The organism is Nitrospirales bacterium (assembly GCA_031315865.1).
Classification (GTDB): domain Bacteria; phylum Nitrospirota; class Nitrospiria; order Nitrospirales; family UBA8639; genus JAGQKC01.
In genome coordinates, this window is sequence record JALDRJ010000002.1 from 3411196 (window position 1) to 3429863 (window position 18668).

The 18668-nt window shown below is 49.5% G+C and carries 17 protein-coding genes; 6 read left to right on the top strand and 11 right to left on the bottom strand.

Annotated elements, in window-relative coordinates; translation table 11 throughout:
* The first annotated feature begins 5 nt into the window (after nt 1-5).
* Nucleotides 6-791, top strand: coding sequence for a 16S rRNA (uracil(1498)-N(3))-methyltransferase (locus MRJ96_15460; protein ID MDR4502841.1), 786 nt, complete (start codon nt 6-8; stop codon nt 789-791).
* On the opposite strand, the gene MRJ96_15465 is transcribed toward MRJ96_15460, so the two are convergent.
* From MRJ96_15465 to recA, 7 genes are all read right to left on the bottom strand, one after another.
* On the bottom strand, nt 763-1698 hold the full coding sequence (locus tag MRJ96_15465) for a YCF48-related protein (protein ID MDR4502842.1): 936 nt from the start codon (nt 1696-1698) through the stop codon (nt 763-765). The genes MRJ96_15460 and MRJ96_15465 overlap by 29 nt on opposite strands.
* Nucleotides 1699-1783: 85 nt before the next feature.
* A complete protein-coding gene (locus MRJ96_15470; protein MDR4502843.1) occupies nt 1784-3430 on the bottom strand; it encodes an IPT/TIG domain-containing protein in 1647 nt (548 codons plus the stop codon).
* Between the two features lie 183 nt (nt 3431-3613).
* A complete protein-coding gene (locus MRJ96_15475) occupies nt 3614-4432 on the bottom strand; it encodes a hypothetical protein (GenBank protein MDR4502844.1) in 819 nt (272 codons plus the stop codon).
* 31 nt (nt 4433-4463) lie between these two features.
* A complete protein-coding gene (locus MRJ96_15480; GenBank protein MDR4502845.1) occupies nt 4464-4922 on the bottom strand; it encodes a RidA family protein in 459 nt (152 codons plus the stop codon).
* A gap of 15 nt (nt 4923-4937) precedes the next feature.
* Nucleotides 4938-5936: an endolytic transglycosylase MltG gene (gene mltG / locus MRJ96_15485; GenBank protein ID MDR4502846.1), complete on the bottom strand. Its 999-nt coding sequence runs from the start codon at nt 5934-5936 to the stop codon at nt 4938-4940.
* A 208-nt stretch (nt 5937-6144) separates the two neighbouring features.
* Complete coding sequence (gene alaS / locus MRJ96_15490) at nt 6145-8799, bottom strand: alanine--tRNA ligase (protein ID MDR4502847.1); 2655 nt, start codon at nt 8797-8799, stop codon at nt 6145-6147.
* A gap of 73 nt (nt 8800-8872) precedes the next feature.
* Entirely contained in the window at nt 8873-9958 is a 1086-nt protein-coding gene (gene recA, locus MRJ96_15495) for a recombinase RecA (GenBank protein MDR4502848.1), read from the bottom strand.
* A gap of 662 nt (nt 9959-10620) precedes the next feature.
* Between recA and MRJ96_15500 the strand changes: the two genes are divergently transcribed.
* The gene (locus MRJ96_15500; GenBank protein MDR4502849.1) at nt 10621-11274 is read left to right on the top strand and encodes a PEP-CTERM sorting domain-containing protein; all 654 of its coding nucleotides are present in this window, start codon (nt 10621-10623) and stop codon (nt 11272-11274) included.
* A gap of 75 nt (nt 11275-11349) precedes the next feature.
* Here MRJ96_15500 and thpR read toward each other — a convergent pair whose 3' ends face one another.
* From thpR to MRJ96_15515, 3 genes are all read right to left on the bottom strand, one after another.
* Entirely contained in the window at nt 11350-11922 is a 573-nt protein-coding gene (gene thpR / locus MRJ96_15505; protein MDR4502850.1) for an RNA 2',3'-cyclic phosphodiesterase, read from the bottom strand.
* 15 nt (nt 11923-11937) lie between these two features.
* On the bottom strand, nt 11938-13212 hold the full coding sequence (locus MRJ96_15510) for a CinA family nicotinamide mononucleotide deamidase-related protein (protein MDR4502851.1): 1275 nt from the start codon (nt 13210-13212) through the stop codon (nt 11938-11940).
* 71 nt (nt 13213-13283) lie between these two features.
* Nucleotides 13284-13883, bottom strand: a complete 600-nt coding sequence (locus MRJ96_15515) for a hypothetical protein (protein MDR4502852.1) — start codon at nt 13881-13883, stop codon at nt 13284-13286.
* A 308-nt stretch (nt 13884-14191) separates the two neighbouring features.
* On the opposite strand from MRJ96_15515, the gene MRJ96_15520 reads away from it, so the two are divergent.
* The 4 genes from MRJ96_15520 (at nt 14192) to MRJ96_15535 (ending at nt 17187) form a co-directional block, all read left to right on the top strand.
* Nucleotides 14192-14896: a chlorite dismutase family protein gene (locus MRJ96_15520; protein MDR4502853.1), complete on the top strand. Its 705-nt coding sequence runs from the start codon at nt 14192-14194 to the stop codon at nt 14894-14896.
* 83 nt (nt 14897-14979) lie between these two features.
* Nucleotides 14980-15654 (top strand): hypothetical protein, encoded by a 675-nt coding sequence (locus MRJ96_15525; protein MDR4502854.1) that lies wholly within the window; start codon nt 14980-14982, stop codon nt 15652-15654.
* A gap of 75 nt (nt 15655-15729) precedes the next feature.
* Entirely contained in the window at nt 15730-15951 is a 222-nt protein-coding gene (locus MRJ96_15530; protein ID MDR4502855.1) for a hypothetical protein, read from the top strand.
* A 51-nt stretch (nt 15952-16002) separates the two neighbouring features.
* The gene (locus MRJ96_15535; protein MDR4502856.1) at nt 16003-17187 is read left to right on the top strand and encodes a hypothetical protein; all 1185 of its coding nucleotides are present in this window, start codon (nt 16003-16005) and stop codon (nt 17185-17187) included.
* A gap of 69 nt (nt 17188-17256) precedes the next feature.
* Here the strand turns inward: MRJ96_15535 and MRJ96_15540 are convergent, their stop codons facing one another.
* Complete coding sequence (locus MRJ96_15540) at nt 17257-18516, bottom strand: HDOD domain-containing protein (protein MDR4502857.1); 1260 nt, start codon at nt 18514-18516, stop codon at nt 17257-17259.
* Between the last annotated feature and the right edge of the window lie 152 nt (nt 18517-18668).

The following is an 18668-nucleotide window of genomic DNA, read 5'->3' on the forward strand; positions in this document are numbered from 1 at the left end:
TGTCTATGCCGGTTTTTTTTATCTCCTCTGCCAACATCCAAGATCAACGTCTCACTCTAGACGGAGAACTGCATTCTCACCTCGTCAAAAGTCTTCGGATACGGCCAGGTGAGATAATTCAAGTCAACGATGAATATGCACGACGCTATATGGTGCGTGTAGCAAAGGTCACGACACGCGCCTTGATCGGTGAAATCATAAAAACATTAAGTCGTCCTCAAGCCGAAAAACCCACAGTGACCCTCCTGCAATCAATACTTCGTGGTCCCAATATGACTTGGATTATCCAGAAGGCGACGGAATTGGGGGTCGACAAGATTCTTCCGGTCATTACCGAACGAGTGAGGAGTCGTGCAGACCTTCCTTCGCCGGCTCATTTCTTGGGTCGTTGGAAGAAAATTGCCCTAGAAGCCTCACAGCAGTCTGAACGGTGGGTCCTTCCTGAAATACTCACCCCGCAATCATTCCAGGAGATGCTCCAGTATCTTCCGTCAAATGCACAAAGATATATATTAACCGAGCGTCAAGACGTTCGTAGTTCCATATCCCCTCACCTTTCTTTAGGTCAGGAGTTTCTCCCATCTCATGTGATTCTTGCCATCGGCCCGGAAGGAGGGTGGACTCAGGAGGAACTACAATCAGCACGGACTCACGGATTTGAAGGAGTCACGTTAGGTGAGAAAATCTTACGGTCCGAAACGGCGGCGTTAACAGCACTGGTCCTGCTCAAAGCTAAATTCATGCACATTCGGTTTTTATCGCTTACTGATGCACCGAGTCTTTCTGATTGAGTTTGACGATCATTCCCTGATCGCCCACGGCCCACCCGTTAAACTTATCAGGAACCGAAAGTCCATATAATGATACTGGGCTCACGGGTTCTGATTCTGTCCAACTAAATCCGGCATCTGTCGTAAATAAAAGAATTCCCCGCTCTCCGATAATCCAACCATTGGCCGAATCCATGAAATGAAGCTTCACGAGGTCAGATGGCTTGATGCATGGAGCTCCACAAGGGCGAGTTTGATCAATCCAGGTCTTCCCACCATTGATGGTCTGAAAAATAGCCCCTTGCGTGCCAATGGCCCAACCGATTTTCTTATCTATGAATTCAATGTCAAAAAAAGTCGCGGGACTTTTGGTTTGCTGCAAATTCCAATGTTTTCCACCATCTTCCGTCGCGAGTATTACACCCAACGCTCCGACAGCCCACCCAGTATCCTTATCAAAAAAATTAATCCCAAAGAGGTCGGCCGTGATGCCGCTTCCTTGATCATCCCAGGTTTCACCTCCATCTGTGGTGAAGAGCAATGTCCCCCGCGCGCCCACAGCCCAACCGACATTTTCATCGAGAAAATACGAACCATACAATATGGCGTTCGTCCCACTGACCTGAGGGATCCATGTTTTTCCACCATTTTTTGAATGAAGAATCGTACCGTTTTGCCCGAAGATCCACCCATGTTGATCGCCCACGAACGTCACATTTGTCAAGAGCACATTAGTACGTCGCGGAAGACGGTCCCATGTCTCCCCTCCATCGCGTGTGCGCAAGAGCGTTCCGGCGGCACCCACAGCCCATCCCGTGTTTTTATCCTGAAAATACGTGTCAAGTAGCGTCACCTTGGTCCCGCTGTCCTGCACGATAGATTGAACCGATTCCGGATTCGCATAAACAACAGAAAACTCTGAATACATGCTTATCCAGATTATCATGCTAAGGCATACGGTGACGGTGCGAATGTACTTCAATGGCGTCAGTCTTTCTTGTTTGGGGGTTATCTTAATCGGGGGAACGTTCGAGCTTGAAAGTCTCTTCATTTGGAAGTCCACGCTTTAATATCGTGAATGGACCAGCTAAGGCGGACACCCATTTTTTGGGCGTGCAACACTTTCCGTTTTCTAAAAGATCCCATGAACCACGTTTGACAATGAGTTCTCCCTTTAGAAGACTAAAGTCAATGCCTTCTGGATTTGTCACGCCAAACGCCTGCCGACGAGGGACACGCACTTTAATCTCTTCATCTGTCCAGGAAATCACTTGAGTGCCGAGCCCGTTTAACAATACTTCACTTCGTGAAATGTCAGAACCTAACCGATAGTTTTCCCAATTATGTCCGTGATGATGCATGCTCAATTTTGTCGATTCCGCGTTGAACCGTAAGTATTTACCGAAACCAGACCCTTTGATGGTCACCACTTCATCTAATCCAGCAGAGGTCGGAGAATACGATGTGACGTGAGGTTGTACGACATGAAATTCTCCGGCAACGTATTTCACGACCTTTTCGGTCACACAGCACGTTCCATCTGCTTTAGGGATCGCGCCCCCCCTCTTCACCACCACCTCACCAGATTTAGCGCTAAATGGGACCCATACATCTATCTGATTATCCAACCACCGATGAATGATGGCAGGTACTCCACCCACATCAACACCATTGGCCCCAGTTTCAAAATCAAATGCATAGGCCGTGGAACCCCCTTCTGACAAGATACCAAAATGCTTTCCCTTAATGGTGATTAAGGTGCCTATGGGACCATGCTCAGGCATCATTGAGGTGATTTCACTCTTCTCAAGCTGAAAATGACCAACTTCACGAGTTTGCCCCTGGCTAGTTAAAACCACAGGTCCGCTTTTTGCGTTGAGAGGAACATGTACGACGATCGTCCGGTTCGACCATTCAGCTATGCCGGCACGTTCTCCTCCAATTAATACGGCCCCATCCTCCGGCCGGCTGCTTCCAAAGTCTTGTCCAGAGAGAACGACCTTACTTCCCAAGGGACCATGATCCGGCTGGAGCGAAATAGACGGAACGACTGTCAGCGGGATCGCGTTGCTGACGATATAATCCACAGGGGCACAGCAGGATCCGTCAGGCAATGGGTCCGATGAGGCAAGTCGGACTTCTACCTTGCCTGAGCCGGAATTTGCAGGAATAGCAATTTCAATTTTGTTCGAGCGCCACTTTTGCACTTGTGCTCGAATTCCGTTCACGAGCACTTGATTGACACCAAACATCGTGTTCTGATCACGTGATCCCGCCGTGTTGCCAAAGTTTTTTCCATAGATGATGAGCGTTGAACCTGCTTCTGCGACCGGTGGCTCGACTTTGGTAATTTCAATATTCTGGACTGAGAAAGAGCCGACGCTAACTTTGGAATTTCCGTTCGTGACTGTGACCTCTCCTGTTTTGGCTTTCATAGGGACCTTGACCATAATAAAGTCATCTTCCCACTGCTGAACGAGCGCTGAAGCTCCATTAAAATCTACACGATTGCTTTGTGTAGACTGAAAGGCTCCAAAATTTCCGCCACTAATGGTCACAGTTGTACCTAATGGTCCGGCCTCTGGATGGATGTCTGCATTGGCCATCCCTACGAGACCGAATAACAGAATAAGATTCGTGATATAAATGATTCGATTCATGATCCTCTTACCTTGTGTCACATTAATGAGATGGATGAGTCAGGGTTCTGGTAAAGATAAGCATTCCGGGAAAACACTGCCGATATACGCAGTTCCTGAAGCAACGATTATGATACAGGAGAACGATTGAAATAACCGTGCAAAAACAACTGAATCGACTATATCAAGCAGTCTTTTGGGGAGTCAAACAACACTGGGTAAAGAGACGACAGGCAAAGCTGACAACGCGTCAAGTGACTGTAATGCCTGACGGGCTCCATGACGAACCTGTTCATCCGGATAATCAAGTAGGCGATCCAAGATGGGAATCACTCGACGATCATGACGACGAACCAATTCATTGATTGACCTGACCATCGCGAAGGGGAAATAATATTCATCTGAAAAATTCATGGAATGGTCCGCATCTTCAAACAAATCTGCTTGACTGTTCGGAGGATCAGAACTGGAAGACCGGAGAGCTTCTTGTTGAAGCACCAGTAACAGCGCTTGCTCTACAGATAATTCTTGTTCAATAAATGTTCTGAGCAAGAGCCCGATGAAAAAATAATACGGATTACTGTCGAGCTTTTGAATCACGTCTAGATATGGTGGTGTACCCGACACAGAATTTTCAGAACGTTCAACCAGTGAGACCTCCCACACCGCCTGTGTTGCTCCACGAAAGAGAGAAAAGGTCGCACGAAGTATGGTTCCATACTCGCTAGCAGTATAGGCAGGACCTTTTTCTTCCCGATAGCGGACCAACAAAGTCCAGTCATGAAATTCCTGACGGCTTCGAGCAATCTGAAAGCCGGCAGAATGCAGTTTACGAAATAATGATCCCTCAACATCGTAGAATATTCTTCCACGTGTCTTCCAGGTCGTCGCATCAACATCGACCAATATGGTAGGAGGTGGGCTGAGCGCTGAAACCGATGCTTCGGCGTTCGCATAGACAGGATTTAAACCTCCAACAACAAAAAGACTCACGATCGAAAAAAAGACAAGATATGGCTTCATGTCGATATCATGGTGTTTCTGATGTCGATAACTAGTTGACTTGAATAATGAGCTCTAATTCGATCGGCGCGTGGAGTGGCAGTTCTGCAGCACCCAGCGCAAGTCTCGCATGTCGCCCATTTTGTCCAAAAATCTTTTCCAGTAAGTCTGATGCGCCATTGATAACGGCGGGTTGTTCGGAAAATCCGGAGGCCGAAGCAACATGTCCGGTCATACGCACAACTTGACGCACTCGCTCCAAAGTACCTAGTTCTTGCTGCACGATGGCCAGCCCATTCAACACAGCGGTTTGCGCTGCTTGGTAACCCTGTTCCACCGTCACGGTATCACCTAACTTCCCGGTGATGGTCAGCTTTCCATCCTGAAAGGGCAATACTCCGCTCACGAAAAGCAGATCGCCGGCAAGACAAGCCGGGACATAGGTCGCGACTGGCTTGGGCGCGGGTGGAAGCGTGATGCCTAAGGTCGATAACCGAGTTTCTATATTCATACCATTTGAGCGTGATCAAGAGGCATGCTTGGGGCGTTTCTTTTGATATTTTTCGACCGCACGATTATGCTCAGCGAGCGTTACAGAAAATTCATGACTTCCATCGTTCCGGGAGACAAAATAGACGTAGTCTGAAGGTGTGGGGTAGAGCGCTGCATGAATAGCAGCCTCTCCAGGATTGGCAATTGGCCCAGGCGGAAGACCGCGAACTCTATAGGTATTGTAGGGACTATCGATCGATAAGTCACGTTTTCGTATGTTTCCGTCAAAGTCTTCTATCGCATAAATGACTGTTGGATCGCTCTGGAGCGGTATATTACGGTTCAAACGATTGTGAAACACACCAGAAACCATGGAACGTTCGGTCGACAGGCCCGTTTCTTTTTCGATCACCGAGGCCAAGGTCAAGACTTCCTGAACAGACATCCCGATTTCATTAGCTCGATTCAGGAGTGTGGGAGAAAAAGCTTTCCATAATCGAATGACGAATGTTTTGATAATATCTTCTTCCGAGGTTGTACGCGTGAAAAAATAGGTATCAGGAAACAAATAGCCTTCGAGCGTCTGAACGTTCAGGTCTAAACTCCGAATAAATGCTGGGTCTTTTGTTAACCAGACAAATCGCGTTTTATCGACGAGACCCTTTTTTGAAAGAACGTTCGCGATCTGACTGATCGTGTACCCTTCGGGAATCGTGACTGAATGGTAGTACACTTTTCCTTCTGCCAGTCGCTCGAGAATTTCTTTGGGCGTCAACCCTGCATGTAATTTGTATTCACCCGGTTGAATCTTCCGATCAGCTCTGGAGAGCGTGCCAATGATACGAAACCATTGAGCATTCGCGAGAAGCCGTCGCTCCGCCAAGAGGGAGGCCACTTCTCCGAGTGACATGCCGCGTTGTATGTTCACGATTTCTGAATGTTCGGAATTTCCAGCCGCCTGGTTGAACGTCCACGCACCGGCCAAAAGAGCCAAGACGAGGGCAATTGCCATGAAGAAGAAAAACGATTTCATGAACGAAGATGCTCGGTTAGATCATCGTGAATTCCCGCTACCGACTTTCACCACCTCTCATCCTGAGTTACATGTGTGAATGGGGCATCAATCCCGTATTGTTACCTCAAAATCGACGCATAAGATTATTGTTCGGCCACTTGCTGGCACAAATTGAAACCCGGTGGAAATACGCGACAGTACCCCCTTCTAGCACTATGGATATATATTATGTGAGGTTTTGTTGTTGTTCTTCCACGTATTCAAAAACCCGTGCGAGAGCCTTCGGGAGCCCTTCCGGATGAGTCCCGCCTGCCTGCGCCATGTCGGGTCGCCCTCCTCCTGACCCGTTCACATCGGTCGCGATGGCTTTTGCGATGTCTCCGGCTCGAATCTTCTTCGTTAAGTCCTTGCTCACGATCACTAAGAGCGAAACCTTTGTATCCAAGGCAGAGCCTAGTACCAAAATGCCACTGGGCACGGTGTGGCGAATCCGGTCAGACAGCGCCCGTAATTCAGGCATGGACAGACCATCGACTCTTTGAGTCTGTACAGGAATGGCATGAATCGTGCGGACATCGACCTTCGCCTGGTCTAGTTCTTTGGCCGCCAATTTCATCTTTAATTGTTCAAGTTCTCGCTCAGTCTCCTTGAGAGTCGTGAGGGTTTTCTGTGTTTTAGTGAGTAAATCGTTGGGGCTGACCCTCATGACTTCAGATAACTCACGGAGCTGGCCTTCGATTTGCTTCGTGTAATTGAGGGCTCCTACGCCGGTCAAAGCCTCTATCCGCCTGACCCCGGCAGAAATCCCCCCTTCCGAAACGATGCGAAAAATTCCGATTTCTCCCGTATGGGTGCAATGTGTTCCGCCGCATAATTCCTTACTAAATGTCCCCACCCCCACAACACGGACTTCCGTCCCATATTTATCGCCAAAAAACGCCAATGCGCCGTCATCAATCGCTTCCTGAATGCCCATGACCTTTGTCTGCACCGCCGTATTCGACCGTATCTGTTCATTGACCAGTGCTTCAATGTCATCAATGTCTCTGGGTGAAAGAGGCTTGAAGTGTGCAAAATCAAAACGGAGACGATTGGGGGCGACAAGAGATCCATATTGTTTGACATGCGGCCCCAACAGCTCGCGTAAGGCCGCATGTAACAGATGCGTGGCCGTGTGGTTCCTCGCGGCATCTTTCCGGCTGGAGACATTAACATGAGCTTGCATGGAATCCCCGACATTGATCCGTCCTTCTGCGACAGCTCCGTGATGCAGAAAAAACCCTCCATCGGTTTTTGTCGTACTGAGAATATTCACACGTCCGTTCGGAGCCAAGAGACTTCCTTGATCGCCGACTTGTCCTCCCCCTTCAGGATAAAATGGTGTCGTCTGAAGCACGAGATCTACCTTCTCGCCTTGCAAGGCTTGCTCGACAACGTGTTCATCCTTCACGATGGCTTGCAGGGCTCCCTCCCCTTCACAACCGGTATACCCGACAAACGTCGTCGGAGAGGCAATCTCTTTAAGACGACGGATGTACGGTTTCGACTCAGCCGCTGCAAATATCGCGGCTTTTCTGGCACGTTCTCGTTGGACGGCTAATGCTCGCTGGTAACCTTCGCGATCTAACTGTAACTGTTCTTCTCTAGCTGCATCTTCCACTAAATCCAGGGGAAACCCATACGTATCATACAGTTTGAACACGGCTTCCCCCTCAAGTATGTGATGGCCTTTTGCCTTGGCCTCCTGCACGAGCTTGTCAAGAATGGGCGTCCCCTGCTCCAGCGTGCCGATAAATCGCTCTTCTTCACGTTGCACCACTTCAACAACGATGGAAGAACCCTGTGCAAGAGCAGGGTAGGCTGATTTCATTCCTTGAATAACCGTGTCGGTTAACTCATGGAGGAAGGGTTCGGTGCACCCCAGGAGACGGCCATGCCGGGAAGCTCGCCGAAGTATGCGACGCAACACATAGCCGCGTCCCTCATTAGACGGCAGAATACCGTCAGTGATAAGAAAAGTCATGGCTCGAAGATGGTCAGCGATGACCCGCATGGACCTGTCCACCGCGATGTCTTTTCCGTATGACCGTTTGGTCCTGTTACCAATGGCTTGAAAAATTGGAGAGAACAGGTCTGTGTCGAAATTGGACAAGACACCTTGACTCACGGCAGCCAAACGTTCTAAACCCATACCGGTGTCAATACTGGGCTTGGGAAGAGGATGTAAGGTGCCTGACGCATCTCGGTCAAATTGCATAAAGACAAGATTCCAGATTTCTAAATACCGGTCACAATCGCACCCCACGCCACAGGTTGCCCGCCCACATCCCAAGGCTTCGCCTTGGTCCAGATGGATTTCTGAACATGGGCCGCAAGGGCCGGTATCACCCATTTGCCAAAAATTGTCTTTTTCACCCAAGCGAATAATACGGGATTCTGGGACCTTCATGCGGCGTTGCCAAAGGTCGAAGGCTTCATCATCTTCACGATACACCGTCACCCACAACCGATCGGCCGGCAGTTCGACGACGTTCGTGAGAAACTCCCACCCATAGACGATGGCCTCTTCCTTAAAATAATCCCCGAACGAAAAATTGCCGAGCATCTCGAAAAACGTATGGTGGCGGTTCGTGAACCCGACGTTTTCGAGATCATTGTGTTTCCCCCCAGCCCGCATACATTTTTGCACGCTCGCGGCCCGCACATAGTCACGTGTTTCTTCGCCGAGAAACACCCGTTTAAACTGGTTCATACCGGCGTTGGTAAACAGGAGCGTGGGATCGGCTTGCGGAATCAGCGGCGCGCTTGGAACGGTGGCATGGCCGCGTTCAGAAAAATACTCGAGGAAGGACTGGCGAAGTTCATTGGCAGAAAGTGTCATACCTTTGTTGTCAATACCACATGAGTTAGCGGGGGGTAAGCCATGCACATCACCGCATTATCGCCTTCAACAGCTACCCTTTGCCTCCTACTGTTTTTTTCGTGATGGGTTTAGGGTCGGGTGGCTCAGTCTGAATACTTTGGGAAGGGGTGTTAAGACCGGCCGCCTCTCGAATGCGTCGTTCAATATCTTTTGCGATATCCGTGTTGGATTTCAAAAAACTCTTGACGGCTTCTCGTCCTTGCCCAAGCCGCTCGTCTTGATAGGAATACCACGCACCCGCTTTATCGACGACTTTTCGCTCAACCCCTAGGTCTACAAGCTCGCCGACTTTTGAAATCCCCTCTGAGAACATAATGTCAAATTCAGCTTGTTTAAAGGGTGGGGCTGTCTTATTTTTGACCACCTTGACACGAACCCGGTTTCCCACCACCTCCTGGCCTTCTTTAATCGTCTCGATCCGACGTATATCCAGACGAACCGATGAATAAAACTTCAAGGCGTTGCCGCCCGTCGTCGTTTCGGGATTCCCGAACATCACTCCGATCTTCATACGTATTTGGTTGATAAAGATAATGGTCGCATGTGATTTTGAGATGGCTCCCGTCAGTTTTCGAAGGGCTTGCGACATGAGGCGGGCTTGAAGCCCCATGTGTGAGTCGCCCATTTCACCCTCGATTTCCGCTCGAGGAACCAACGCGGCCACGGAATCGACGACAATAATATCGAGAGCTCCACTCCGGACAAGCGTTTCCGTAATCTCCAGAGCCTGCTCACCGGTATCGGGTTGAGCTACGAGTAAATCATCCGTTTCAACCCCAAGCTTTTTGGCATAGGAAATATCCAGGGCATGTTCGGCATCGACAAAGGCGGCGGCACCTCCAGCCTTCTGCGCTTGAGCGATCACATGCAGACAGAGAGTCGTTTTTCCAGAAGACTCCGGGCCAAAAATCTCGACGACCCGTCCCCGAGGCAAACCACCAACTCCAAGCGCCAGATCAAGCCCCAAAGATCCCGTCGGGATGGCGGCAATATCGGCTTGGACTTCCATCCCCCCGAGTTTCATGATCGCCCCTTTCCCAAATTGCTTCTCAATTTGCGTCAAGGCTAAATCCAAGGCACGCTTTTTCCCATCTTTTTCAGCAGCTGGTGTGCTCATTCAAGTTCCTTTTGGTGGGTTTCTGATCTATTGCCTTCTCATTAATGGATCACAAAGAAGACATTATCATACCGAACCCTTTGGAAGAGGTAAATGGGCTTCTTGAGACTCTCAAGGCAGCTATCAAGAGGATCGATATATTCGCATAAGACACTCTCTGACAATCTCCGCCCTCATCCACCGGCCTTCCTCGCTAGGACAAAATCGCTGATTGCCACCAAAACGGGTACCTCAACACCTGAAACTGATCCTCAGAAATTGAATAACGTTATCGAAAGTCAATGATCTCCCTAAGTTGTGGGGATGTCGGAATTTTTCCATCAGCGACATTACCTCAAACCGTTGATTTTTCATCGCATTCACCACTGAAACTGGACACATGCCGATAGCACCGTCGAGATTTTTTCCACTCTCTCGTTCTTCATGTTTCATTTCTGATTGTATGGTCTTAACAGCAACAAAACGGAATGACAACAATCGTACGCTCAAGATCGTTTATCGGCCACTAATTTGACATCTGCTTTCAGATCAAAAACATGGCTTCACAATGCGGCACACAAGTTGCGGTATTCATGCCTCATGAAGGTGGCACTCACGGAGACATACCCCTACGTGCCAAATACGTGAATTAATCAAGCCTACTCATAGAGGAGGACATCATCATGAAACATTTGCTCGCACTCGTCGTCACAACGGGGATCCTGCTGACCGCCATCAGTCACGCACAAGCCGCCTCCATCACCACGACCTTTGCCAATAATAACAGTTTCGATGGCAATATGTTCGATCTTACCACCTTTAACAATGCCTTAACGGTGAATAGCCTCGCGATCAATCTAGCAGCAGGCACCGCCAGTGAAATACGCGTCTATACGAGAAATGGAACCTACACGGGATTCGAAAGCAACGCGGCGGCATGGACGCTCGTGTCACAATCTTTTAATATTCTGTCGGCCGGAACAGACAATCCAACCTTCGTCGATGTCATGGATTTTAGCTTATTGGCCAATTCGGTCACGGGCATTTACATCACAACCACCGGCCAGGATAATGGCAATCCGTTTATGCTCTACACGAATGGGAGTAATACCTTCGCGAATGCCGACCTTCAGCTCAACCTGGGGGTTGGAAAGGAGGCGTTGTTCGGACGTACCTTTTCTCCACGAACCTGGAACGGCACCATTAATTATACAGTGCAGAACAGTGGAACTCCTGGTGCTGTTCCAGAACCAGGCACGATCTTCTTAATGAGTACCGGCCTCACAGGACTTGCAGTCTGGCGTATGCGCAAAGGCAAGGAAGTCACGGAAAAGTAAAAACGCCACTGTTTAGATTCATCCGACCTGAGCCTGACATCATAATTGGTGTCAGGCTCTCTTTTTGCTTTGTCATTAATGTTCGTCAAACGGCCATTCCCGAAGCTTAGAATAGATCGCTCCTTGCGGAGTAAGCTGACTCCGAAAGAGGCACAAGCGATCGACGCTGAGCTCACCAAACAGCCACGGTTTTTTAAACAGGTCAACTGATTCAATGAGCCTTCCGATCTCTCGAGAATATGTCTTAACTCGCGAAAGCGTCAAATGGGGATGATAGGGTCTGTCCTCCTGAATGCACCCTGCTGCGCTCAGCGCTGATTCAAGACATGAGACCAGGACTTCTAACTCATCGATATCGCCAGATACTCCCGCCCAGACGATCCGTGGCCGTTGAAGAGTCGGAAACCCGCCAATACCTCCAATCATCAGCGTAAAGGGTGCCATGTCCTGAACCACGTTCTGAACGGTTTGCTCGATTATAGGAATTTGCTCTGCCTCAATGTCACCAAGAAATTTTACGGTGAGATGCAGAGCCTGCGGAGTCACCCATTTAACAGGGAGAACGTGACTGACCTGTTCTTGGAAGAGGGTATACGCTTGGCGAATGGCGTCATTCAGATCGATGGCGAGAAATGTGCGAATGGACATGGAAACAACGCGATTCTATGGACGACCTAACAGGTACAGACGGAGATAATTCAACGCCGCCTGAGAGGCTCGGATCTTGACATCCTGTCGATCTCCAAACAGTTGGAGTTTTTTCGTGTATGTTCCGGCCGCTCCATCGATTCCGAGAAACACCAGACCTACCGGCTTGCGCGCTGATCCTCCACCGGGCCCGGCAATGCCAGTGACACTCAGTGCGACATCGCTGCGACTGTGATTTCTCGCTCCCACAGCCATCGCTCGAGCCACGGGCGCGCTCACGGCCCCGTGACGTCGCAAGAGCCTATCCGGAACGCCTAAGAAGTCTTCTTTAGCTTGGTTGCTGTAACACACAAAAGCCCGATCGAGGTACGCTGAACTGCCGGGGACCTGCGTAAGACGATGACTGACCAGACCGCCCGTACAGGATTCGGCCAAGGAGAGGGTGAAGGCAGCAGACTTGAGCTGGGTTCCCACCACCTCTTCCATGCTCTGCCGACCTTCCGCATACACATGGTCTCCAAGCGCATGCCGTATGAGAGGAACCAGTCTGTCGATTTCATTGAATTCTCTCTTTCCTCTTTGTTCACGAATCCATTGCCTGACCGCCACTGTCACACCTAATGTCGATGCCAGAAGGCTGTATTCCACTGATGAGGCTTGTGAGAAGATCAGTTGCAGCCGATCGTCAATCTCTAACTCCGTCAAGCCAAACGTGGACAGCACCTTCTGCTCCAAGACATGAAAATGAGCGGAATGAGCCACTCGTGCCGCTATTCGAACATATCCCTCAGCTTCGAACATGGCCCGGGCTTCCTTCGCCACACCGGGAAGGGCCAGCAGAAGACGGCCCTTCCACTCGAGCAGAAACCCCGGCGCCGAGCCTACGGGATTGTCAAGCATCTGAGACCCTACGGGGAGATAGGCCTGACGCGATACGATTTTCGTCAAGCTTCTCCCGCGTAACGCATACAGAGTTTGTAATTTAGCCAATGCCCGGCTGCGGCAACGCAATGCCTTTCCCGTAACCTGGGACACAGCTTTCCGCGTACAATCATCAAGAGTTGAGCCCAACCCTCCCGTTAGAACAACTACGAATGCGCGTCGAACCGCCGTCTTGATAGCCAAAACGATTTGGTCGACATCATCACCGACAAGCGTCTTCCATCGCACCTCGACTCCAGATTTCGCTAAACCCTCTGCGAGAAAAAGGGAATTGGATTCGATTCGGCCGCCATGGAGAAACTCTGACCCAATCGCGATGATTTCTGCACAAGGACGTTTACCGGACATTATTCATCATCTCGTTTCTCCACTATGGCAGGTATGACAGGATTGGCTGCATGATAAATTGGAAACAACGATCATGGAATCTTTGAAAAGTCCAATTCAAACCGCACTTCTCCTCCTTCTCCTGGAAAAACGAATACCGTCGTCGAGGCAAGTGGGTCAAATGTTCCGTACGAAAAAAACGCGACAATCTTGGCTTGAAAAGGAGGATCGTCCGGCCAGACCTCACTACGATGAGCACGGGCATCTGATCGAACTCGTGCAGGTTTGATCAGGTGCGTCCCCTGTTTGAGCAGGATATAGCTATCAACGGCAAATTCTGGAAATGCTCCAAATACGGTTACGCTAAGTTGAAGGTCTGATTCCTTCGTCACTCGAGCAAGATCTTGGGACGACGGAACGGCTGAACGAAACGCATAGTGTGCGGACAGAACGGCCACTCCACCTAATTTTGTCATGATCAAACCATGTGGTTTCAGGCTACCGGATGGTCCGAAACGCCAATAGAGCTGACTGGGAGGGGTTTGCGATCGTACAGCAGATTGTCCTTTTTGAATCGCTGCTTGAACCTGAGAAGAACTAGGGGTGATCACGATAGCATACGCATGCGGTCGCTCGCTGATGGGGATGTAAATAAGTATGAGGAAGAGAATGGCTTGAGTACGAACCGACATAAAAAATCCCTCCTATTTTTTCAGCTTGTTGCGGTTAACAAATACCCAAGAAACTGTCAAGAAGATCTACAGTGCAAAAGCTAAAGAAATAGTTGAATATACGCCTGCAGCACCGTCCCGTTTATAATCTTCCATCAAACCATAAAAAACCTCATCGAACGTACGACAACTGGGATGTATCATGGACCAATACGATCCAAACTGAGAGAAACATTGACAAATTTAATGAAGAGGTGCTAGATAGGCCCTGTCTAAAAATTATCACTCTGTTTACTACTAATCCTCACAGGTGAGTCGGAGGAATCCTCATGTCCAGTGCAGAACCCGCCAAGCGTCAATTTGTCAATTTTGCCTATTACAAAGTCGATCCTCAGTGGCGTCGTCTTCCTAAAGATGAACGCGATGCCGGAAAACAAGAATTCATTCGCTCGATTGAAGAGTATGCAGGAAAAGTCATCGTCGTTCCCTACACGACAGTCGGGATTCGAGGTGACTGTGATTTCCTCCTCTGGCGTATCAGCTATGAATTGGAACTCTTCCAGGAAATGTCGTCGAAGATGCTGGCGACCGGGTTGGGACAATACTTGACGACCCCATACTCGTACCTTTCGATGACCAAGCGGTCAGTTTATGTCGACAATCATGTTCACGAGGGGCAAGAAAGTCGTCGCCTCAAAATTACGCCTGGGCGGGCCAAATACATCTTCGTCTATCCATTTGAAAAAACGCGTGACTGGTACCTACTGACCAAAGCCGCTCGCCAAGGTATGATGGACGAACACATTGAAATCGGTCATCGTTACCCCTCGGTCAAACTCAATACCACCTACTCGTTTGGGTTGGATGACCAAGAATTCGTCGTCGCATTTGAGACCGACTCTCCTGAAGATTTCCTGGACTTAGTCATGGCGCTTCGTGAAGCGGAAGGCAGCCGGTATACTAAACGCGATATCCCCATCTTTACCTGCATCATGAAAAGCCTTAAGGAAGTGATCGATACGCTAGGAGGATAGTTCGTCCAGTTATTCTCAAATCGACAGACCTCTCAAAAATTCGTTCCTCTTTACCCCGTACTGTTGTGTATCGCCCGTAGGTGGTGAGCCTTCACTCCTCTAATTACTCTCCTCGCCTACTGGCCTTCCTTTCGCTCCTGATCCCAGGGCTTGGGTTATTCATCAGAGGACACACACGGCAAGCCATTCAAACGGTTTTCATCAGTGTCGTTCTCGCACTCACGGTCTGGTGGTCAAGGAATTGGGGAGGCGCCGGCACACAAATATTCGCAGGAATACTCTTTTTTCTCCCATGGTGGACCTTTCAGAGCTATCATGCCTCACTGCCGATTCCGCTTAGCATAGTTGCGACATGGAATCGCGTGTGGGAACGCGGGCTCGATATTCGCTACCTGGGCGGACTCTTTCTCTTTTCCGCGGTGATGGACCTGTCTATTATCCTGGGGAACCCGGATTATCAGCTCCAAGTGTTTTGTACAAGGCCCGGCGGCATCCTTGGTTTGCTGACAAAGCTTCAATCACCATTCTTTCATGTATTGATTGGATACGGGTTCTTACGTCTCGTTCGTTGGGGACTCTCTGCCTATTTGGTCTATGCGAGCTATGGATTAATGAATGCACTCGCGAACTTTGCCTGCGAAGGCTATGGACGAATTCGCATGGTGTTCTTTCTCACGTTACTTGTGTTTACCTTGTATGTATTCATGCGTAGAAAGTGTTTCGGCCAAAAGTCTCAGGAGGGCTTGAGCAGAGCATGAGGGATGATTTTGACAGTCTTTACATGGGTATGGTATCTAAATTTTCTGGAAAAATACTGAGTTTCGAGGAGACGCATGTCTGAGGAAGAACAAAATACGCTGCTCGTTCGCCGTGATAAAGATGGAGCCATCACCCTCTACGCTGATGAAGATTGGGCCATTGAACGGGGGGCCGATCCGTCTGAATTAGTGACCGTACCCATTCCTCGCGAGCTCTACGTCTCAGGCACCGTGCAACAACTTCGCGAGCATGCCGCGAACTACTTGGAGTCTCTGGAAGAAGCAGGGGGGTCGTAAACGATTCACCCGTGCTGCTTTCTCCAGCCTTTATTAAGATAGGATGTGTACATGACAACCTTGGTCTATGATCATATCGAATCGTCGTTGAACGAGCTTCCGATTCAAAACCGTACGATGATCCGCTTACTATTGCTCCAATATTTCAGCGTGCCGCAAGAGGAAATTGAATACATGGCCGCCGATCAACCGGATTCTCGATTTATGGCGGGAGTGCAGCCTGCGGAAAAACGGGGATCAAAAGAGGCTATTGACAACGTGTCTGGTCGGGCTGGTCAGTATCACCTCCTGCTTCGACAAAAACGGGAACGCCCCGGACTTCAGATTGAATGCCTCGAACAGCTCATCGCTCACACCGCCAAAGAAATACAAATGGCAGAGACCATGCTATCGACTGAATTCGAACTTGGTCGCGACCGCATACAAGAAGCCAAAGATCAGGCTTTCACGGCTTTGGTCAGAGAAGCCCGCCGCCAATTAGACCGTGGTGTCGAGCAAGGCGAGATTGCTGAAAAAGAATATCCGGCCAAACGTCTTCTCTTGGAATATCAATTGCTGTTGCGGCGCCAGGAACGGCAGCGACGTCGCCTCAAGGTGGCCAAGCAGGAGTTTCACATCGCGGGCAGTTCACCATTGCAAGACCACGAAATTGCCCACATCTGGGGGATACCTCTGGGAAGTTTGGCCGCAAGAAAAGTCAAGGCCTTGCAACAATACCTTCTCACCGTCCAGGGATATGTCCAGAAGACGAACGGTCAGGCCAATTCCGCCGAGCCCCAACAGGATCAGGCTCGACCTGATTATTGGCAACAAACCCTCGGGGTCTTATCGACCCGCCCCCTCGAACGATCAGTCGTATCTTACACCGGACAGGAACGCTCCGAAGACACGCTCATGGAAAAACTTCAATCATTGGCCACACGACAAATGGCCGAAGATGAAGAAACACGGTTTTGGGGAAACATCACCAAAATCCATGACAGTGAGCATTCTGGAATGTGGACCTCACACGAACGTGCCATCTTTTCATTGCAACGCCTCTCGGCCATCCTCAAGGATATCGACCAATCGGATGATGCGATCGAAGAAAATCTGCGATCACGAATCACGCCGCCCTCATTAGCCGAACAGCTTCCTGAGCCGGAACAGCCTGAAGAAACAGGAGAGCTTAGCGAAGAAGCGTTAGGAGTCTTGCAAAAATTGGTTGGAGAACTTGACGACAAGCGTCGGAACTAACCACTTGAGTTGAGAGCCGCCAGGCAGAGTCTCTCCTGCCACTGTCGAAATTTCCTCGAAATCTTGCCTCTACCCCTTCATGTTCGACAAGATTTGCGTCGACCATTCAATGGCTTGAATGTAGGCATTTTGAATGACCGAGGGATCTATCTGAGCACATTGCATGTCCTTCCATGTCCCCTGTTCAAATGCAATCACACATTCCAAGACCTCTCCTAACAACCCAGATCGATCCAATAATGCATGACGGACTTCTTGGGATAGCGGCAAAGAGTCGAGGACATCCGATAATTCACAATCAAAAAACCCATCGAGGACAGAGAAAAGACCGATCGTAAAGAATTGATCACTCCCATTCTGTCCCATGGCCCGTCCAAGCTGTTCACACATATGAGCCCGAACGGTCGCCGTCACTAACAATTCATATGGCTTATCTTCCATACTGACCAAGCTCATGAGCGTCACCCACATTCTGAGCTTATCGATCCCGACCATACAGGCAGCCTGCCCGATCGAATCGACCTGTCGTGGTAACCCGCAATACGCTGAGTTGACGTAACGCAGCAATTTATGGCTGAGAGAGACGTCGCTTTTGACCTTCCTCGCAATCTCAGATATTTCAACATCACGCTCTTGCAACTTCGCGAGTAACATGAGGATCGCCATCCGGTTCGCCGGAACACGTGCGCCAGCAATGATCTTGGGCTTACAGAAAAAATATCCTTGAAAATAGTCAAACCCCAGAGATCGGCAAAATTCGAAATCTTCATGGGTCTCGACCTTTTCGGCCAGCAGCTTGACAGGGTACTGTCGAAGCCAGAGCACGTGTTCAGCAATTTCTTCGTGCGAAAGGGCCATCACGTCAACCTTGACCATGTCAGCAATTTGAACCAGGGGCTGGAGTGACGGGTGATAGATAAAGTCATCCAAGGCAATCGTGTATCCCTGGCTGGAAAGATCGGTTAACGCTTCGATGATCTCATCCGTCGGTTCGATGTCTTCCAGCACTTCTAACACGACCCGATCTTTAGGCAGTGTTTCGCAGAGTCGGTTCACGAGAAGATTCGAGGTCATGTTGATAAAAGCCAATCGGTTGCCCACGATATTTTCAAGGCCAATCTCGAGCATCGTGTTCAACATGACATTGGCCGTGGCAGAATCACCATCGACAATAGTTGCCTGATTGCCGTCTCCGCCCCGGTACAACAATTCATAGCCAAAGACATCCACCTTCTGGCCGTAGATGGGCTGACGCCCAACAAGTGCCGAGGTCTGCGCTGGAATAGAGGTATGCGTGGTGGCCATACGGGTAAAAACGCTCACATCCACGTCAAGGACATCGAGGAACGTACTCGACGCCTTTCATTCGTATAGGACTTGACCCAGTAAGCATATGAAAAACTTGCAAAATCAAAGGGTCATACGTAAAACCTTATCGGTTTAGACACGTCCAGTCTTAACCATTTGCCTACGGCCTTCAC